This window comes from Rhizobacter sp. P1_G5, from assembly GCF_056405435.1.
On sequence record NZ_JBFUCB010000064.1, the window covers coordinates 1 to 16,498 of the forward strand.

Below are 16,498 nucleotides of genomic sequence, written 5' to 3' on the forward strand. Positions count from 1 at the left end.
ATGAAGGGGAGGCCGCACTTCGCTTCCTTCTCGCCGGGATCCCTGCCGACGAAACAGATGGAGGCGGCGCGCGGACCGCGGGGAAGCACCGGGCGAAGGTCCAGGCCGTGGGCTTCGGCGTCGAGCTGCGCGTGGTTGCGCACGATGCTTTTCAACTCGCGGGCGATTGCTTCAGTCATCTCACGCCTTTACGTCACGCCTTCGGCTTCTTGGCCGTGAGCTGCTGCAGGTAGGTGACTGTCTGGCCGACCGTGGTGAGGCAGGCACAGATGTCGGCTCTGCAGCGGTTGCGGTCGGTCGCTTCGAGCTATCGACCGGCCGCTTGCTGGCTCAATGCGGACGCTGCAGCGCTCCGGAAGTAGCCGAACGATCGGCCAAGCGACGCGCCACCCACGGACGCTCGTCAACGCGCTGTGCCGCCAGCGGATCGGGGTGGGTTGAGGGTCCGCTGTGCGCCTGCGCGAACTGGCACTATCGACCCTGAGCGGCCGGTCGAATACTGCAGGTAGCGCGCCGGAAAGCTGTCGCTCAACGTTTGACATGAGAGGCGCCGCTTGGCCTGCTGAGCGCCGTCCTTTCGATTGGTTAGGCTTCGGCGCGCGTCTGCAAGTGTGGAATGGTTTCACTTTGCGCATGGATCCTTGAACACTTCACGTTGGCCAAGAGGCAGTGAAGTGGTGCAGGCGAGGATCAGTTTGGACGGGGTAACGTTCCTGTCGGCTCTGACGATTGCATACACCGTTCGGAGCTTGCCAGAGACCGAGACGTCGTATTGGCTTGGCAACGATTCGGACGACGGGATCGTGTACGACGCTATGGAACTCTTTGCTTGGTCTCCCACCGCCGCAAGAACGGCAGGGTGCGCAGCTACAAACTCGGAGACTCGATTGATCTCGCGGCGTAGCTTCTCTTCGTTGTTTTGCCGTCTTACGGAAAGGTAGATTCCGACAACGGCGAGGATCAAGATGGACGCAGCGAAGAAACCAATGGAGTGCTTTCGATTGAGGCCATGATCGCCACCGGTTCTGTCGTCGATGGCTAATGTGACGCCTGCAATAGAAAGCGTTATTCCGCAGGCTGGAATTGCCACAACGAACGCCCAAAGTGACATGCCAGCACTCTCAGTGGACATTGTCACGTAGGCAAAGACGATGAACGCAGCTGCCGCCCAGAATGGAAGCAAGCCGAATGTGGCGACGAAGAGGAAACGCATCCCACGAAGCCTTACGTTGAAGCTGAGCAGCGAGCTTCGGGGCTGATCCCCGCACGAGTCTCAGGAATTTTTGATGTTCACCAGCGCTGGACCGTTGAGAGAAGAGCAAGACATCTACGGACAGCAGGCCAGCTGCTGATGACAGAAGCGTCGGTCCGACGAGCACGAGCATATATAGCCACCACGCACCCACGCACTCGTCTTTTGGGAACCTACCTCAAAGCTTGAGGCCCCATTCTCCCGCGCTTTTCCGCTCCCGACAGCGGTCAGCCGCGACAGACGGCTTGTGGCCGCTCTCGGGCGTCCGACGATCACTACTCGTACTGGTCGACAGCGATGCCGGAACGCTGAATCTCCTCGGCGCTCGCCGGGCGAAGAGCATCAGCAGCATCGCAGTGAGGGCATCTAGCCGCATCCTCATTCGGCCAACGTTCCTTCGGTTGAGGCAGACGCACGTCTGCGAACTGAGAGCCCTCCTCGGCACACTCAATGCTGATCTTGCCGCAACTGCAACACGTGACTAACAGCAACGAAGTGCCCTGTCCGCAGACGGGGCAAGACCTTCGTAGATGCCACGCAGGCGAATCGATTTGCATGTGACGATCTCGGGAAAGAGACTGGCGCGTCAAAGTTGGCTAGCCTATCCGAAAGCAGTCGCCCGCGAGCTTCTGCGCCTGGCCGACAGCCGCATTACGGCGCAGTCGCGACGGCCTTAGCCCATCGGCCAGTTGAGTGGTCGTAGCTGATCCGACCGGCCAAGCGCAATACGTGCAGGCGGTCCATGATTGTCGTGTCGATGCTCTCCGCTGGCGACGCTCCTGCGCGTCGACGAGTCACGCGCATCGCGACGCGCCTCACAGCTTCAGTCGCGAGAACCGCATCTAGTCGATGAGGCATGCTGCTCACCACCGCGAGTATCGAAGCATCGAGTTCGTCGTAGTCTTTCTTCTTCATTCGCCCGCCAACGTTCAGGAGTAGCCTACTCGAAACCGGCCCTTCTCGACCGGCTGCTCTTGGCCGATTGTTTCCGGTCGGCTGCTGCGCCTCGTCGGCGGTAGGCGAACCGTTGCTGACCTTCGGGTTGCCAGTTTCGCCGCCGAAAGGCAGTCGTTCAACAGAGCGGCGACCATGATGGCCGGGCCGGTTTCATTTCTCAATCACATGCCCTGACCATCTTCAGATCGCGCAGCATCCCCGGCTGGAACGGATCCAGTTGCGAGGATTTCGACGGGTAGCTGTCGAAACACTTGCCGTCGGCCGTGAAGATGCGGCGCCGTCCATCGCCGAGGTTGATTTCCCGCCCGCCGCCGGCCAAAGCCGTTCCGGCGGGTCCTGCTGGCGCCAGCAACGCGTCGGAGCGGGCAGCGATGCCCGGAGTGAAGCGCAGACGCAGATCCAGCGGTGGTGACGATGCGGCGGCCGCGGGCGCTTCGGGCAGCGCGGCCTCCGTCGGCATCGTAACGATCGGCGACCCGGGCGCCGCAGGGAGCCCGGTGTCGACGGGTCGGGCCATGGGCGCGTGCTGCGTCGGTGCGGAAGGGGTGCGTGCTGCCGGCCGTTCACGCAGCCGCGAAGGCTCGGTCGACAGCAATCGCAAAGTCGTTACCGTCGGAGCCATCGAGCCAGGCCGAGGGAGGGCCGGCCCTACCGACGCCATGTGCCACGCAGCGACGTGAAGCAACACCAGGGTAGCGAAGACCAGCCCGCGAGACAGGCGTTGTCGTGGCATCGGAAACGGTTTGAGGGCGAGCGCGCAGTATCGCCGAGAGCATGGCGGGGAGGTCGCTGATTGCCGCCTCCCGAAGCGGACACTCTCCAACTGCAACTACTGGCCGTTTGAACGCGATCAAACTCAGCCCGGCAGTTGTAGCGCGACTCGTGTCGTCATTCGATGGTCGTCTGTGACGGCCGTCTTAGGTACACCATCTGCGCTAACCTGTGCGCCCCATCTACGCCTCCATTGTGCCGACATGAAGTTCAGCGCAGAACCCCTCTGCAATCCCTTCGATAACCCGCTTGTTGCCTTCATCACCCATGGCGTCGCCACTGCAGTCCTGCTCGCTGGATGCTGGTTCTCCCTCGCCGTTCAGTCTTGGTGGCCAGCTGCATCGTCTCTAGTCGTGCTTGCAGGACTTGAGGGACTTTGGTTGTTCCACTTGCTTAGTCGATGAAGAGTCGAATCCGAAAGCCGCCATTCGCGAAGGACTCCTCATGGCCGGAATGAGCCATCAGTAGTGAGCCGACTACACGGACGAGCGCTCTCGCAAGCGTTCGATCCACTCATTGTCGGCATTGCTAAGGACGTCAACCAGTGGCCAGCCAGGCGCAGTCTCGACAGCGTGCAGCAGGCTCCAGGCCAGGCCAAAGCAGTCGTCCGTACCGAAGCATCCCATCAGGGCACGAGCCTCGTCGTCGGTCAGCGGAGTTCGGATCCGTCCCAAGAGGTCCTCAAGGTGCTGGAGCACCTCGATGGAAGCCTCCGCGCTGTCAGGAAGCCTGCCGAGCGCGACGAATTCTTGTACTGCTGGTTGCATGCCGAAAGAGTATCACCGAGGATCTCGAAACCCCGGTTTGAAAGTCTGGGAGCGGACGTTCGCCACTGGCAGCTTCTGGCCGAGGCTGTGTGAAAACTCGCCGCGTTGAAGGTCGCCACCGAAATCGACCTCTCAGATCGCGCTGCATTCGACGATCGACCTTCAGGTAGGGGTGAGAAGACCCCTGAAACGCTTCGAGTCTCGAGTTTTCACACAGCCTCGGCCGGTCGCAGCCGGCCCCTTGGAGGTAGGCTGAAACGCAATGGCTTTCGAGTCATATCCGTTCAGGTGGCGTACGCGCCTTCGGCGCCATCTACCGTGGTTTCTTGTCAACCTTGGCGTTGCTGACAAGGGCGACGATTGCGAGGCCCTTGGCGGTGTTCACGAGTGGTTCAACGTTGACGGTGCTCTGAGCGCCTGCTATCACTGCAAAATCGAAAGGCGGGGCAGGCTATGGAAGACCGCTGAAGCTGTGGGCCGCGATGGACAGTAGTCGGCCAGAACCCGCACTAGACTGGCGTCGGCCTTCGGGGAGTCACTCAGACTGCCCGGCTCCGTGCTGCTCATGCGATCCCACCAGGAGTCTTTAGACGTGGAAAGAGTCAATTGGCGAATCCCTACGGGATTCGTCCTTGCGCCCGTCCTCCCGTGCGGCATTTTGGTGCTGGGCTCAGCCGCGCTGTCCGGTCAATGGAATGCCATCGGGTTCGTGGTCATCTCGATGGTCACTGTTTCCTGGGCGGTAATCGCCGTGTTCGGCGTACCCTCATTCTTGATGCTCAGACGAGTCAAGAAGGTTTCGCTCGTCGACTGCCTGGCAGGAGGTGCTTGCTGCGCGCTGCTGCTGAGCTTGGCCCTCCATGCGCTCGCGACGTTCATGCTGAGAGACGGCGGCTACTCTGCTGGTGACTCGGGAGGCGCGACGTACATCAACAACAGGCTCACGTCCCATGGGGTCTACGTCGAACTCCAGGGACTTCTTTCAAACCTGATCTTGGGAGCGGCTATCGGAGCCTGCTTCTGGGGATTCGCCCTGGGGCCTTCTCGAAAAGGTGTTAGACCCATCGCCTGAGCTCGCGCAGACATCGCCCAATGGCTTCGGTCGAGTGCGGCCAGGAGCCGTCCTCGGACAACGTCAGCTTTCCGGCTTCATAGAATTCGCCCCGTGCCACTCTTCACCTACATCGTCAGCTACGCCGGCGCCAACCACGTCGCGCAGGGCAGTCACAGCAACTTCACCGGATTTGCCATGACCTGGGCTTCAAACATCCCAACGACCGCGTTGCCGTCGCTCACCCCAGTCTTGCGCAAGGAGCTCCTTCAGAAGGCGTACCGAGGTGCGTTCTTGGAGGTATCTGGCGTGAAGCACGTCTGGCGAAATTCTCTCGAGCTGGGCGGGCGCGAGTTGACAGTCCTCGCCGTGCAGACTGAACGGTAGGCTAGCCGCTCGATTGGCAACAGTCGGCCAAGAAGCGACGTTCAGCCTTGCGTCGCAGAGCTGCCATTCAGGGTGCAGGTGACCTGAAATTGACTGTCACGCTCCGCCGGAAGCTCTGCGTCGATCGCACTCACAACCAGATCGGYCACCGCTGCCGCCTCGCTCGAAGCTTCCTCGCGTAGCCCRCGCACCGTTCCGCGCCGATCCTCCATCGCTTCGTCCTGACTGGCCTTGAGTTTGCCTTCCAGACGATCAACAGGGATCTCGATCCCTACGATGGCGTGCATCATCTTTTCGATGAACAGGCCAGGTGCATCCGCAACACGCCATGGCGTCGGACGGCCGGCCTCGTGAACCGCAGTAAGACGCTGCAACATGTCGAGCATCCACTCGCGGTCCTCGACAACCCGTGCGACGCCATGTGCATGCGCCACCACGTAGTTCCAGGTTGGCACGACCTTCCCGTGCTCTGTCTTGCCTGGGTACCAGTTCGGCGTGATGTAAGCCTGTGGCCCTTGAAACATCACCACGGAAGGAACGGACGAACCGAGTACACGCCAGACGTCGTTGGCGCGTGAGACGTGCCCCAGCAAAGTACCGAGCGGTCCCCGGCTCCGGTCCAGAAGGAAGGGCACATGGTTCGCGCTGAGGCCCGCACTGCTGTGGCACACCCATGCGCCGAGCGGATGAGAAGCCATCAGCGAAAAGAGCGCCTCGCGATCCGTCAGTTGATGCAGTCGATTCACGTACATGAGGAGCCTTCACATTCCAACGAGAGCGTGCCTTGCCAGCATCGCCGAGAGCACGAACATGGTGGCGCCGATCAGGCCGTCCAGCATTTGCCACGCTCTTGGTCGGGCGAACCAAGGGGCGAGCCAACGGGCTCCGAAGCCGAGTATCGCGAACCAGGTCAGGCTCGCACCGCTGGCACCAGCAATGAACCAAAGTTGAAGCCCAACCGGTTGCTGCGCGCCGATGCTGCCGACCAACAGAACAGTGTCCAGGTAGACATGCGGATTGAGGAGCGTGAAGGCAGCTGCTTGCGCCAGCGCCGCACTCAGTCGCAGCACCGAACCATCTCGGGCCGCATCCAGCCGTTGTTCGTGCCGCGCGCGTCGTAGCGCCCGCCACCCATAGACAGCCAGGAAGATGGCGCCTGCCAATGCCAGGGCCCGCGCCAGGTCGGGACTCTGTCCCAAGGCCCGTGCCATGCCCAGGACACCTGCCGCGATGAGGACGGCGTCTGCCGCCGCACAGAACAGCACCACGCTGCCCACATGCTCGCGGCGCAGCCCCTGACGGAGCACGAAGGCGTTCTGAGCGCCGATCGCCACGATGAGACCGAGGCTCAGAGCCAGGCCTTGAACGAATACGGGGAACGCGAGCGATGGGGTGGCGGTGGAGATCATCCTGCCCCTAGGTTGCCAGCCCGCATGAATGAAGACAAACTAAACGCACTAACCTTGATGAAGTAAAACTAATTCATGTTGGACTACGCTGCGCTGTCCGCCCTGGCAGCCGTTGTTCGGGAGGGCAGCTTCGAGCGCGCGGCTCAGTCGCTGTACGTCACGCCTTCGGCGGTCTCTCAGCGAATTCGTTCGCTCGAAGAAAAGGTGGGCTCTGCCCTCGTGGTGCKGGGGCAACCCTGCCGCGCGACGGACACCGGCCGACGCTTGTGCCAGCACGTGGACCGCGTGCGGCTGCTCGAGCAGGAACTGCAGGGTGCGTTGCCGGCGCTCGCACCGGAAGGCCCCACGCGCGTGACGCTGCCGATTGCGGTGAACGCCGACAGCCTGGCCACGTGGTTCGCACCGGCTGTCGCAGCCTTTGCGGCCGATGCTCCCGTGCTGGTGGAACTGGCCGTCGACGACCAGGACCACACCGCCAATTGGCTTCGCAATGGCGCCGTTCTGGCGGCAGTGACGGGAACGGCACGCCCTCCGGCTGGCTTCAACAGTCGGCCTCTGGGATCCATGCGCTACCTGGCCGCCGCCAGCCCGGCCTACATGGCGCGCCACTTCACCGGTGGCGTCGGGGCCGGCAGTCTTGCCAGAGCGCCCAGCCTGGTCTTCAACACGAAAGACGATTTGCAGGCCCGCTGGGTGCGGCGCCTGTGTCACCGAGATGTGGAACTGCCTCGGCATACCGTTCCTTCAGCCCATGCGTTCGTCGCCGCTGCCTTGGTGGGGATGGGCTGGGGCCTGCACCCGCAAGTGCTGATTGCATCTCACCTGCATGAAGGCACGCTGGTCGAACTGGCGCCCGATAGCCCTCTGGATGTGCCTCTGTACTGGCAGCACGCGCGCGCTGCGTCAGGGTTGATAGAGGGGTTGAGCCGCAAGGTTGTGGCTGCAGCCGGTCGGGTGCTGTTGGCCCCATGACGTGGGCTCAAATCGAACGCGGGCACGGAACCAGATTCGGCCGACCGCTCTTGCCGATCATCAGCGCCAGCTACGGGTCGATAGCTCCGCTTCGCGTCTCGCAGGAGCGGCCGTTCTGCCTGGTCAACCCTGGCATGCAACCTCGTCCATTCGGGCGCGACTGAGCAAACCCAACGCGTCGCAAGACAAAGTCCCCTCCCCGTCAGAGCGGTCACTTGGGCGACGGGCTCTGACCGACCGCAACCAGTCTGGAACAGACTTCGCACACCCAAGCATCCACGCACGGCCAATGCACTACCTCACCCTAGACCTCAGTGACAACTCCGAAGGCATCTCCACATTGGAGGCCCTCGCCTCCACCACCGCAGAGCACCACCCCGCCGCATTGGCCGAAGCCCACCACCTCCTCGACTGGGCCTGGCGCCGCTTCCCGCACACGCACGGTCCGGCGGATGAGGGCATGGACTGGGATCACGACCTGCAGGTGAACGTCGAAGACGGCGGGTGGCATGCGATCACGCTGACCATCACCGGGACGCAGCGCTTCATCGACGAGTTCATCGAGGCGTTTGGCGACCCGCGGGACTGACAAGAAGCCGCCCCCGAGGCAGTGATACATTCCCCTCGCCTGCCACATTGCAGGTCGGGGGTGAGAGCCCGGAAAACACAGGCGCGCAGCCGCTTCCCAGCGGCTTTTGTTTGCGTGTCACACACACCTATGGGTCCAGTTTTTGGCGGCCCGGGTGGGGGAGCCTTCGGGCTCGCCKGTGCCTGTGTTCCGGTCTCTCAACCCTGCTTTGGGTCGCCACCCCCGTTTGAGAGCGAGGGTGGCGGCTTTAACCGCAACACAGGAGCCCTTCACATGGCTGGTACCCCCGTCGGCGCCTCCCGCACGCCGACCTTTCCCGCTTCTTCACCGCAGTCCGACCAAGCGGGTTCTCCCTCCCCCGCCTCCGGCCCCGAGCCGGAGCCTGACCCCGAGCCACCCCCCGCCCCACCCGAGCGCCGCGTCCACTACCGCTTCCAGCACCACTGCCACCCCTCCCCGATCGACAGCGTCGAGTTCACGCTGAAGGCCGGCCTGGTGCATCGCCTGCTGGAGCACGTCATCGATGTCAGTGACGGTGTCGCCGCGTGGCTCGAGGTCGATGAGCGCGAGCGCCCCAAGCCCCCGCCCGACGAGGTGCCGCCTGCCGTCCATCGCGCGCAAGACACCGCGATGCGCGGCCTGTGCGTCGCCGCGCTCGAACTCATCGGCGATCAGTCCCGCCGCCTCACCGGCTGGGTCTGCGAGCAGCAGTTCCACGCGCCCGAGTTCGGCGTGATGCCGCCGCGGCGGCGCAGGCCGCCGGTGCCCCCGCGCTGACGGGTTCAAGGTGCTGCGCACCGGCGGGTCTCAGCCGTCGAGGTTGTAGTCGTCGCCCGTCATCGCCGTCTTCTCCGCCGTGCGCACGCCTTCTCCCTTGAAGGCCTTCCAGTTCTCCACCATGGTCTTGGCAAAGAAGGCGTTGGAGATGTCGTACTGCTTGCCGAACGCCGAATCCCAGCTCAGCCACAGGCTGACGAAATCCACGCGGTACACCTTCGCCTTCGAAGCGGGGTCGGCGGTGTAGAAGCGCGAGCTGTCTTTCAGCGCTCGCGCATGGTGGCGCACCGCCTGCCAGCGCGCGCCCTCCCCGGCGATCTTGGTGTACGCGTCCAGGCCCTTTTCATCCCCGCCGCCCGTCAGCGTGGAGATCGCGCTGCCGTCGCCCTGGTGGTGCACGTTGCTGTACTTGAGGTTGCGCTCGCCGACGACATCACCGGGGTTCACCTTGCCGCCGCCGACTTCGTCGTTGCTGTTGAACATCGACGGGTAATCCTTCGTGCCGTCGTTCCCGGTGTCCATGATCTGCTCGACGTACCCGGTGAACGCAGGCGCATGCTGGTAGACCACGTCGAGCTGCTCCAGCTCCTTGCGCTCGCTGCGCCCGTAGCGGATGGTGACGTACAGGAAATAGGGGTCGACGTTGGGCACCTTCGTGGTGTTCAACGCCTTCTTCGTCGGCGTGTACATGTTGTTCTGCTTCCACGGCTGGTCCTTGCGCTTGCCGATCTGGCGGTCGGCACCCCAGCTGTCAACGCGCTTGCCCACCTCGGCATTGAGGGCAGCCGCCTTCACGAGCCCATCGGTGCGGTCACCCTCCACGTCGGCCGATCGGTAATAGATGTTCACGCTGCGGCCATCGCCCACGAGGGTGCGTGTGCCCTCGTCCACCAAGGCCAGGCCGCCAGCCAGGTTCGCCTGGCTGAGGTTCTTGCGCTGCACCGGTGCGGCCGCTGGCCGCATCTCGCCGATCTGCCGGCGCTGCGCCAGCATGCGCGGGCTGCCCTGGATATGGGCATCGACGGCATCGATGCGCTTGTCCGCGAACGCCTGGGCCGCCCCGCGCGCGCCGGAAGACTGCTCGGTGGCCACCGCGTGGGCGGGTTCAGCCACGGGATTTCCTCGGATGAGTTTCATCGCCAGCCCCTTGATCTGCAGGCCGTTATAGCGGCGCGCCGGGCGCGGCGCCATCAGCTCAGAGCTGATTTGCACCCTCTCAAGTCGCCGCCTGTCGGCATGGAAGCCGACGGCCGCTGGAAGAACTGGCTCAAGCTCAAGAACCTGATCCAAAAGCGGAACCAATGGCCCGCCGGGGTCACAGAGCCACCATGACTCTGACCCCACCGCTCGCCCCGGCCGCAGCGGCATCCCGATAGAAGAGCCGCAGCGCAGAAAGAGGCCTCCAGGTGTCAATCAAAGACAAAGACCCCATCCAACGGGAGCTCGCGTTCATCGTCGAGCAGCTTTCGGATTTCTACGAGCCGGCGGAAGCCCGCACGTGGATCCAGTCGCGGCAGAAACTTCTGGGCGGCCAGGTGCCGGCGGAGTTGATCCAGGCCAACCGCGTCGACGAAGTGCTGGCTGCGATCCATCAATTGCGCGACGGGATCCACCCCTGACTCCGTCGGGCTGAAGGGGAGAACCGCAGCGCGCCGCTACAGATAGTGCGAACGCCATTGCACCCCCGCCCATTCCGCGCCAAGATCCGTCCGCCATCGCCTATCCCACGTTTCGCGCCCCGGCGCGTTCCCCGCAGGAGGCTCTTCATGGACATGAACCGAAGGCAGTTCTTCCGCGTCAGCGGAGCCGGGCTCGCCGCATCCAGCCTCGTCGCGCTGGGTTTCTCGCCGGCCACGGCCCTGGCCGAGACGCGCCAGTTCAAGCTCGCCCGCACCACCGAGACCCGCAACACCTGCCCGTACTGCTCGGTCGGCTGCGGCATCATCATGTACAGCCTGGGCGACAAGGCGAAGAACGTCGTCGCCGACATCATCCACATCGAGGGCGACCCCGATCACCCGGTCAACCGCGGCACGCTGTGCCCCAAGGGCGCCGGCCTGCTCGATTTCGTGCACAGCCCCAACCGCCTCAAGTACCCCGAGGTGCGCGAGGCCGGCAGCACCGAATGGAAGCGCGTCTCGTGGGACGAAGCCATGTCGCGCATCGCCACGCTGATGAAGGCCGACCGCGACGCCAACTTCACCCCCACCAACGCCGCCGGCCAGGTCGTCAACCGCTGGACCACCACCGGCATGCTCTGCGCGTCGGCATCCAGCAATGAATCGGGCTACATCACGCACAAGGTGATGCGCTCGATGGGCTTGCTGGTCTTCGACAACCAGGCGCGCGTCTGACACGGACCGACGGTGGCCAGTCTGGCCCCGACGTTCGGACGCGGTGCGATGACCAACCACTGGGTGGACATCAAGAACGCCGACCTCGTTCTCATCATGGGCGGCAACGCCGCCGAAGCCCACCCCTGCGGCTTCAAGTGGGTCATCGAGGCCAAGCACCACAACAAGGCCCGGCTGGTCGTCGTCGACCCGCGCTTCACGCGCTCGGCCGCCATGGCCGACTACTACGCCCCCATCCGCGCCGGCAGCGACATCGCCTTCCTGGCCGGCGTCATCAACTACCTGATCAGCAACGACAAGCTGCAGAAGGAGTACGTGAAGGCGTACACCAACGCCTCGTTCATCGTCGGCGAGGCCTACGGCTTCCRGGACGGCATCTTCTCGGGTTACGACGAGGCCAAGCGCAGCTACAGCAACGCGAGCTGGGGCTACGAGCTCGACGAGCACGGCTTCGCCAAGACCGACCCCACGCTCGAGCACCCGCGCTGCGTGCTGCAGGTGATGAAGCGCCACTACGCGCGCTACACGCCCGAGCTGGTGAGCCGCATCACCGGCACGCCGAAGGACAAGTTCCTGAAGGTCTGCGAGATGATCGCGACCACCGCGGTGCCCAACCGCGCGATGACCATCATGTACGCGCTCGGCTGGACCCAGCACAGCCAGGGCTCGCAGATGATCCGCACCGCGGCCATCGTGCAGCTGCTGCTCGGCAACATCGGCATCGCCGGCGGCGGCATGAACGCGCTGCGCGGCCACAGCAACATCCAGGGCCTGACCGATCTCGGCCTGCTGTCGAACTCGCTGCCGGGCTACCTCTCGCTCGCCCGCGAGACCGAGCAGGACCTCGAGACCTACTACAAGACCCGGGCGCTGAAGCCGCTGCGCCCCAACCAGATGAGCTACTGGCAGAACTACCCGAAGTTCTTCGTCAGCCTGCAGAAATCGTGGTGGGGCGCCGCGGCCACGGCCGAGAACTCGTGGGCCTACCACTACCTGCCGAAGATCGACAAGGTCTACGACGTGCTGCAGGCCTTCGAGCTGATGAGCCAGGGCAAGCTCAACGGCTACATCTGCCAGGGCTTCAACCCGGTCGGCTCGTTCCCCAACAAGAAGAAGATCATCGAAGGGCTGTCGAAGCTGAAGTTCCTGGTGACGATCGATCCGCTCAACACCGAGACCTCGGAGTTCTGGAAGAACTTCGGCGAGTTCAACGACGTGAAGAGCGAGGCCATCCAGACCACGGTGTTCCGCCTGCCGTCGACCTGCTTCGCCGAAGAAGACGGCTCGCTGACCAACTCGGGCCGCTGGCTGCAATGGCACTGGAGGGGCGCCGAGCCGCCGGGCGAGGCGCGCGGCGACCCGGAAATCATCGCCGACCTGTTCCACCGCATGCGCACCGCCTACGCGAAGGACGGCGGCGCCTTCCCCGACCCGATCGTCAAGCTGACCTGGCCGTACAAGATCCCGCACAGCCCGTCGGCCGACGAGCTGGCGATGGAATACAACGGCAAGGCCTTGGCCGACGTGCTGGCCCCGCCCGACCCGAAAGACCCGAAGGCGCCGCCCAAGGTGCTGGCGAAGGCGGGCGAGCAGCTCGCGGGCTTCGGCCTGCTGCGCGACGACGGCAGCACCGCGAGCGGCTGCTGGATCTACTGCGGCGCCTGGACGCAGGCCGGCAACCAGATGGCGCGCCGCGACAACAGCGACCCGTGGGGCATCGGCCAGACGCTGAACTGGGCCTGGGCCTGGCCGGCGAACCGGCGCATCCTCTACAACGCCGCGTCGAGCGCACCCGACGGCAAGCCCTGGGATGCGCGGCGCAAGCTGGTGCAGTGGAACGGCACCGCGTGGAGCGGCTCCGACGTGCCCGACATCCGCCCCGATGCCAACCCAGGCGACGCCGAACGCGTGCAGCCGTTCATCATGACGGCCGAAGGCGTCGCGCGGCTCTTCGCGCCGACCGGCATGGCCGAGGGGCCGCTGCCGGAGCACTACGAGCCGTTCGAATCGCCGCTGGCCGCCAACCCGATGCACCCGAACAACCCGAAGGCCCGCGCCAACCCCGCGGCCCGCGTGTTCAAGGGCGATCTCGAGATGATGGGCACGCCGAAGGAGTTCCCGCTGGTGGCCACCAGCTACCGGCTGACCGAGCACTTCCACTACTGGACCAAGAACGTCGAGACCTCGGCCATCATCCAGCCGCAGCAGTTCGTCGAGATCGGCGAAGAGCTGGCCAAGGCGCGCGGCATCGCCAACGGCGACATGGTGAAGGTCTCGTCGAAGCGCGGCTCGATCAAGGCGGTGGCGCTGGTGAGCAAGCGCATTCCGCAGCTCGACGTCGACGGCCGCAAGGTCGACACGGTGGGCCTGCCCAACCACTGGGGCTACGTGGGCCTGGCGAAGAAGGGCTACCTGGTGAACACGCTGACACCCTTCGTCGGCGATGCGAACACGCAGACGCCCGAGTACAAGTCGTTCACGGTCAACATCGAGAAGGCCTGAGCCATGAGTTCACTGCAATCTCTCGACATCGCCGCCCGCTCGGCCACCACCACGCCGAGCCCGCACGCGCGCACGACGACCGAGGTCGCGAAGCTGATCGACGTCTCCAGCTGCATCGGCTGCAAGGCCTGCCAGGTGGCGTGCATGCAATGGAACGACCTGCGCGACACCGTGGGGAACAACGTCGGCGTGTACGACAACCCGGCCGACCTGAGCGCCGAATCGTGGACGGTGATGCGCTTCTCCGAGGTCGAAACCAAGTCGCTGAACGAAGAGATGAAGCTCGAGTGGCTGATCCGCAAGGATGGCTGCATGCACTGCGACGACCCCGGCTGCCTGAAGGCCTGCCCGGCGCCCGGCGCGATCGTGAAGTACACGAACGGCATCGTCGACTTCATCGAGGAGAACTGCATCGGCTGCGGCAACTGCGTCACCGGCTGCCCGTTCGACGTGCCGCGCATCAGCAAGAAGGACAGCAAAGCCTACAAGTGCACGCTGTGCTCCGACCGCGTCAGCGTCGGCCTGGAGCCGGCCTGCGTGAAGGCCTGCCCGACCGGCGCGATCCACTTCGGCAGCAAGGAAGACATGCTCGAGTACGGCAGCGAGCGCATCGCCGACCTGAAGGAGCGCGGCTATGCGCAGGCGGCCGTGTACGACCCGCCCGGCGTCGGCGGCACGCACGTGATGTACGTGCTGCAGCACGGCGACAAGCCGCAGCTGTACCACGGGCTGCCGGCCAACCCGCAGATCAGCCCGTGGGTCTCGCTGTGGAAGGGCGCGGCCAAGCCGCTGGCGCTGGCCGCGATGATCGGCGCCGCGGTGGTCGGCTTCTTCCACTACACGAAGGTCGGGCCGGTCGAGGAGCCGGTGGACGAGGAGGATCGGCCATGAAGCGTTTCATCCAGCGTTATGCCGACGGTACGCGCATGAACCACTGGGCGGTGGCGATGCTGTTCTTCTGCGCCGCGCTGTCGGGGCTCGCGTTCTTCCACCCGGCCCTCTACTTCCTGACGATGCTGTTCGGCGGCGGCCCGTGGACGCGCATCCTGCACCCGTTCTTCGGCGTGCTGATGGTGATCGGCTTCGTGCTGCTGTTCGCCAAGGTGTGGCGCGACAACGCCTGGAAGCCGCGCGACACCGCGTGGTTGAAGGCGGCCCCGCACCTGATGAAGACCGGCCACGAGCACGGCATGCCGCCGGTCGAGAAGTACAACGGCGGCCAGAAGCTGGTGTTCTGGCTCTTCGGCATCAGCCTGCTGCTGCTGTTCATCACCGGCTTCGTGTTCTGGCAGCCGTGGTTCGCCGACTATTTCCCGATCCCGCTGCGCCGCATCGCGGTGGTGGTGCACGCGCTGTCGGCGGTGGTGCTGGTGCTCAGCGTGATCGTGCACTTGTACGCCGCGATCTGGGTCAAGGGCACGATGCGGGCGATGACCCGCGGCACCGTCACCGAGGCCTGGGCACGGCAGAATCACCCGCTCTGGTACCGAGAGATCACCGGCAAGGAATGATGTCGAGCCGACTGCTGTCACCCGAAGAGATCGCGGTGCAGGCGGGGCAGCAGGTGCCTTACCTGCGGCTGCCCGAGCGCGGCACCGTGTTCGCCGAGCGCGAGATGCGGCTGCGCCAGCTGGCCGCCGGCGGGCATGCGATGCGCGATTTCCTGCTGTTCATGGCCGAGCTGGCGCAGGCGCAGCACGGGCTGCTGCAGGCGTACCCGGCCGTTGCGCTGCCCGATGCGGCGGCGCTCGATGCCGCATCGCGGGCCGGCCTGCCGCCGCTGCCGGCCGAGCACTGGCCGCGCGATGCCGCCTGGCGTGAGGGCCTGCGCCGGCTGCTCGATGCGCTGCTGCCGCGCCTGGCGGGCAGCCCCGCGCTGGCCGCCGTGCAGGCGTTGCAGGACACCCATGCCGGCGACGATGCCTGGCTCGACCAGCAGGCCGACCGCCTGCTGACCGGCGTGATGCTGGGGCTGGACCTGGCCGCCGCCCCGCTGGTGGCCGCGGCGCTGCAGGTGTACTGGACGCAGCTCGTGCTCGCGACGCAGGCGGCGCGCGGTGCCGACCGCCTGCCGCCCTTCGGCCGCACCGACGATGCCACGCTGTGCCCGTGCTGCGGCAGCCGGCCGGTGGCCAGCATCTCGCGCATCGGCGGCAGCGATGCCGGCTTCCGCTACCTGCAGTGCGCGCTGTGCGCCGCGCAGTGGCACATGGTGCGCATCAAGTGCACGCACTGCCTCGGCACCCAGGGCATCCACTACCAGTCGCCGCAGCGCGTGGGCACCGAGGCCCGCGAGGCCAAGCCGGCCACCGAGGCCGAGACCTGCGACGCCTGCGGCCACTACCTGAAGATCGTGCACATGGAGCGCGATGTGAATGTCGAGCCGGTCGCCGACGACCTCGGCTCGGTGACGCTCGACCTGCTGGTCAGCGAGGCCGGGTTCCGGCGGCACGGCATCAACCTGATGCTGCTGTTCGGCGACGACGGCACTGACGACGGCGTTGACGACGGCGGGGGAGGCTGATGGAGCGGCCCGAGACGTCCGTGGTTCACGGCGGCGGGTCGCAGGAGGCACGGCCCCAGGACCTGCCCTCGATCGACAAGCTGCTGCGCAGCGACGCCACGCGCGCGCTGCTCGACGCGCATGGCCACTCGCTGGTGGCCGGCGAGGCACGCGCGCTGTTGGAAGGCCTGCGCGCGCAGGCGGTGG

17 protein-coding genes and 1 pseudogene are annotated in these 16,498 nt (G+C 65.1%); 11 read left to right on the plus strand and 7 right to left on the minus strand.

Translation table 11 applies throughout. The annotated features are described in order from the left end of the window. Nucleotides 1-622: 622 nt before the first annotated feature. The 4 genes from AC1D12_RS07140 to AC1D12_RS07155 all read right to left on the minus strand — a co-directional run bounded on the left by AC1D12_RS07140 (nt 623) and on the right by AC1D12_RS07155 (nt 3,747). Nucleotides 623-1,213 carry a hypothetical protein gene (locus AC1D12_RS07140; RefSeq protein WP_477839605.1) on the minus strand — a complete coding sequence of 197 codons (591 nt, stop codon included), beginning with the start codon at nt 1,211-1,213 and terminating at the stop codon, nt 623-625. Nucleotides 1,214-1,903: 690 nt separating this feature from the next. Beyond that, on the minus strand, nt 1,904-2,167 hold the full coding sequence (locus tag AC1D12_RS07145; RefSeq protein ID WP_477839607.1) for a hypothetical protein: 264 nt from the start codon (nt 2,165-2,167) through the stop codon (nt 1,904-1,906). 199 nt (nt 2,168-2,366) lie between these two features. Continuing rightward, on the minus strand, nt 2,367-2,726 hold the full coding sequence (locus tag AC1D12_RS07150; RefSeq protein WP_477839609.1) for a hypothetical protein: 360 nt from the start codon (nt 2,724-2,726) through the stop codon (nt 2,367-2,369). Nucleotides 2,727-3,456: 730 nt separating this feature from the next. Further along, entirely contained in the window at nt 3,457-3,747 is a 291-nt protein-coding gene (locus tag AC1D12_RS07155) for a hypothetical protein (protein WP_477839611.1), read from the minus strand. 592 nt (nt 3,748-4,339) lie between these two features. On the opposite strand from AC1D12_RS07155, the gene AC1D12_RS07160 reads away from it, so the two are divergent. Continuing rightward, nucleotides 4,340-4,819, plus strand: coding sequence for a hypothetical protein (locus AC1D12_RS07160; RefSeq protein ID WP_477839612.1), 480 nt, complete (start codon nt 4,340-4,342; stop codon nt 4,817-4,819). 93 nt (nt 4,820-4,912) lie between these two features. Continuing rightward, entirely contained in the window at nt 4,913-5,185 is a 273-nt protein-coding gene (locus tag AC1D12_RS07165) for a hypothetical protein (RefSeq protein ID WP_477839614.1), read from the plus strand. 41 nt (nt 5,186-5,226) lie between these two features. Here AC1D12_RS07165 and AC1D12_RS07170 read toward each other — a convergent pair whose 3' ends face one another. Continuing rightward, nucleotides 5,227-5,937 (minus strand): FMN-binding negative transcriptional regulator, encoded by a 711-nt coding sequence (locus AC1D12_RS07170; protein ID WP_477839616.1) that lies wholly within the window; start codon nt 5,935-5,937, stop codon nt 5,227-5,229. Nucleotides 5,938-5,946: 9 nt separating this feature from the next. Next, nucleotides 5,947-6,594 (minus strand): LysE/ArgO family amino acid transporter, encoded by a 648-nt coding sequence (locus tag AC1D12_RS07175; protein ID WP_465113745.1) that lies wholly within the window; start codon nt 6,592-6,594, stop codon nt 5,947-5,949. A 75-nt stretch (nt 6,595-6,669) separates the two neighbouring features. Between AC1D12_RS07175 and AC1D12_RS07180 the strand changes: the two genes are divergently transcribed. From AC1D12_RS07180 to AC1D12_RS07190, 3 genes are all read left to right on the plus strand, one after another. Then, on the plus strand, nt 6,670-7,566 hold the full coding sequence (locus tag AC1D12_RS07180; protein ID WP_477839618.1) for a LysR family transcriptional regulator ArgP: 897 nt from the start codon (nt 6,670-6,672) through the stop codon (nt 7,564-7,566). 289 nt (nt 7,567-7,855) lie between these two features. Next, on the plus strand, nt 7,856-8,155 hold the full coding sequence (locus AC1D12_RS07185; protein WP_477839620.1) for a hypothetical protein: 300 nt from the start codon (nt 7,856-7,858) through the stop codon (nt 8,153-8,155). 273 nt (nt 8,156-8,428) lie between these two features. Next, the gene (locus AC1D12_RS07190; protein WP_477839622.1) at nt 8,429-8,932 is read left to right on the plus strand and encodes a hypothetical protein; all 504 of its coding nucleotides are present in this window, start codon (nt 8,429-8,431) and stop codon (nt 8,930-8,932) included. 30 nt (nt 8,933-8,962) lie between these two features. On the opposite strand, the gene AC1D12_RS07195 is transcribed toward AC1D12_RS07190, so the two are convergent. Next, on the minus strand, nt 8,963-10,234 hold the full coding sequence (locus AC1D12_RS07195) for a hypothetical protein (protein ID WP_477839624.1): 1,272 nt from the start codon (nt 10,232-10,234) through the stop codon (nt 8,963-8,965). 104 nt (nt 10,235-10,338) lie between these two features. On the opposite strand from AC1D12_RS07195, the gene AC1D12_RS07200 reads away from it, so the two are divergent. The 6 genes and pseudogenes from AC1D12_RS07200 to AC1D12_RS07225 all read left to right on the plus strand — a co-directional run. Then, nucleotides 10,339-10,551 (plus strand): antitoxin Xre/MbcA/ParS toxin-binding domain-containing protein, encoded by a 213-nt coding sequence (locus AC1D12_RS07200; protein ID WP_477839626.1) that lies wholly within the window; start codon nt 10,339-10,341, stop codon nt 10,549-10,551. 147 nt (nt 10,552-10,698) lie between these two features. Then, the gene (gene fdnG, locus AC1D12_RS07205; RefSeq protein ID WP_477839628.1) at nt 10,699-13,788 is read left to right on the plus strand and encodes a formate dehydrogenase-N subunit alpha; all 3,090 of its coding nucleotides are present in this window, start codon (nt 10,699-10,701) and stop codon (nt 13,786-13,788) included. Between the two features lie 3 nt (nt 13,789-13,791). Further along, entirely contained in the window at nt 13,792-14,679 is an 888-nt protein-coding gene (gene fdxH / locus AC1D12_RS07210) for a formate dehydrogenase subunit beta (RefSeq protein WP_477825026.1), read from the plus strand. After that, nucleotides 14,676-15,299 (plus strand): formate dehydrogenase subunit gamma, encoded by a 624-nt coding sequence (locus tag AC1D12_RS07215; RefSeq protein WP_477839630.1) that lies wholly within the window; start codon nt 14,676-14,678, stop codon nt 15,297-15,299. The genes fdxH and AC1D12_RS07215 overlap by 4 nt, the downstream gene beginning before the upstream one ends. After that, complete coding sequence (gene fdhE, locus AC1D12_RS07220) at nt 15,299-16,312, plus strand: formate dehydrogenase accessory protein FdhE (RefSeq protein ID WP_477825028.1); 1,014 nt, start codon at nt 15,299-15,301, stop codon at nt 16,310-16,312. Before AC1D12_RS07215 ends, fdhE begins: the two co-directional genes overlap by 1 nt. Beyond that, nucleotides 16,312-16,498, plus strand: a pseudogene (locus AC1D12_RS07225) (L-seryl-tRNA(Sec) selenium transferase); the annotation flags it as partial. The gene fdhE and the pseudogene AC1D12_RS07225, both read left to right, overlap by 1 nt.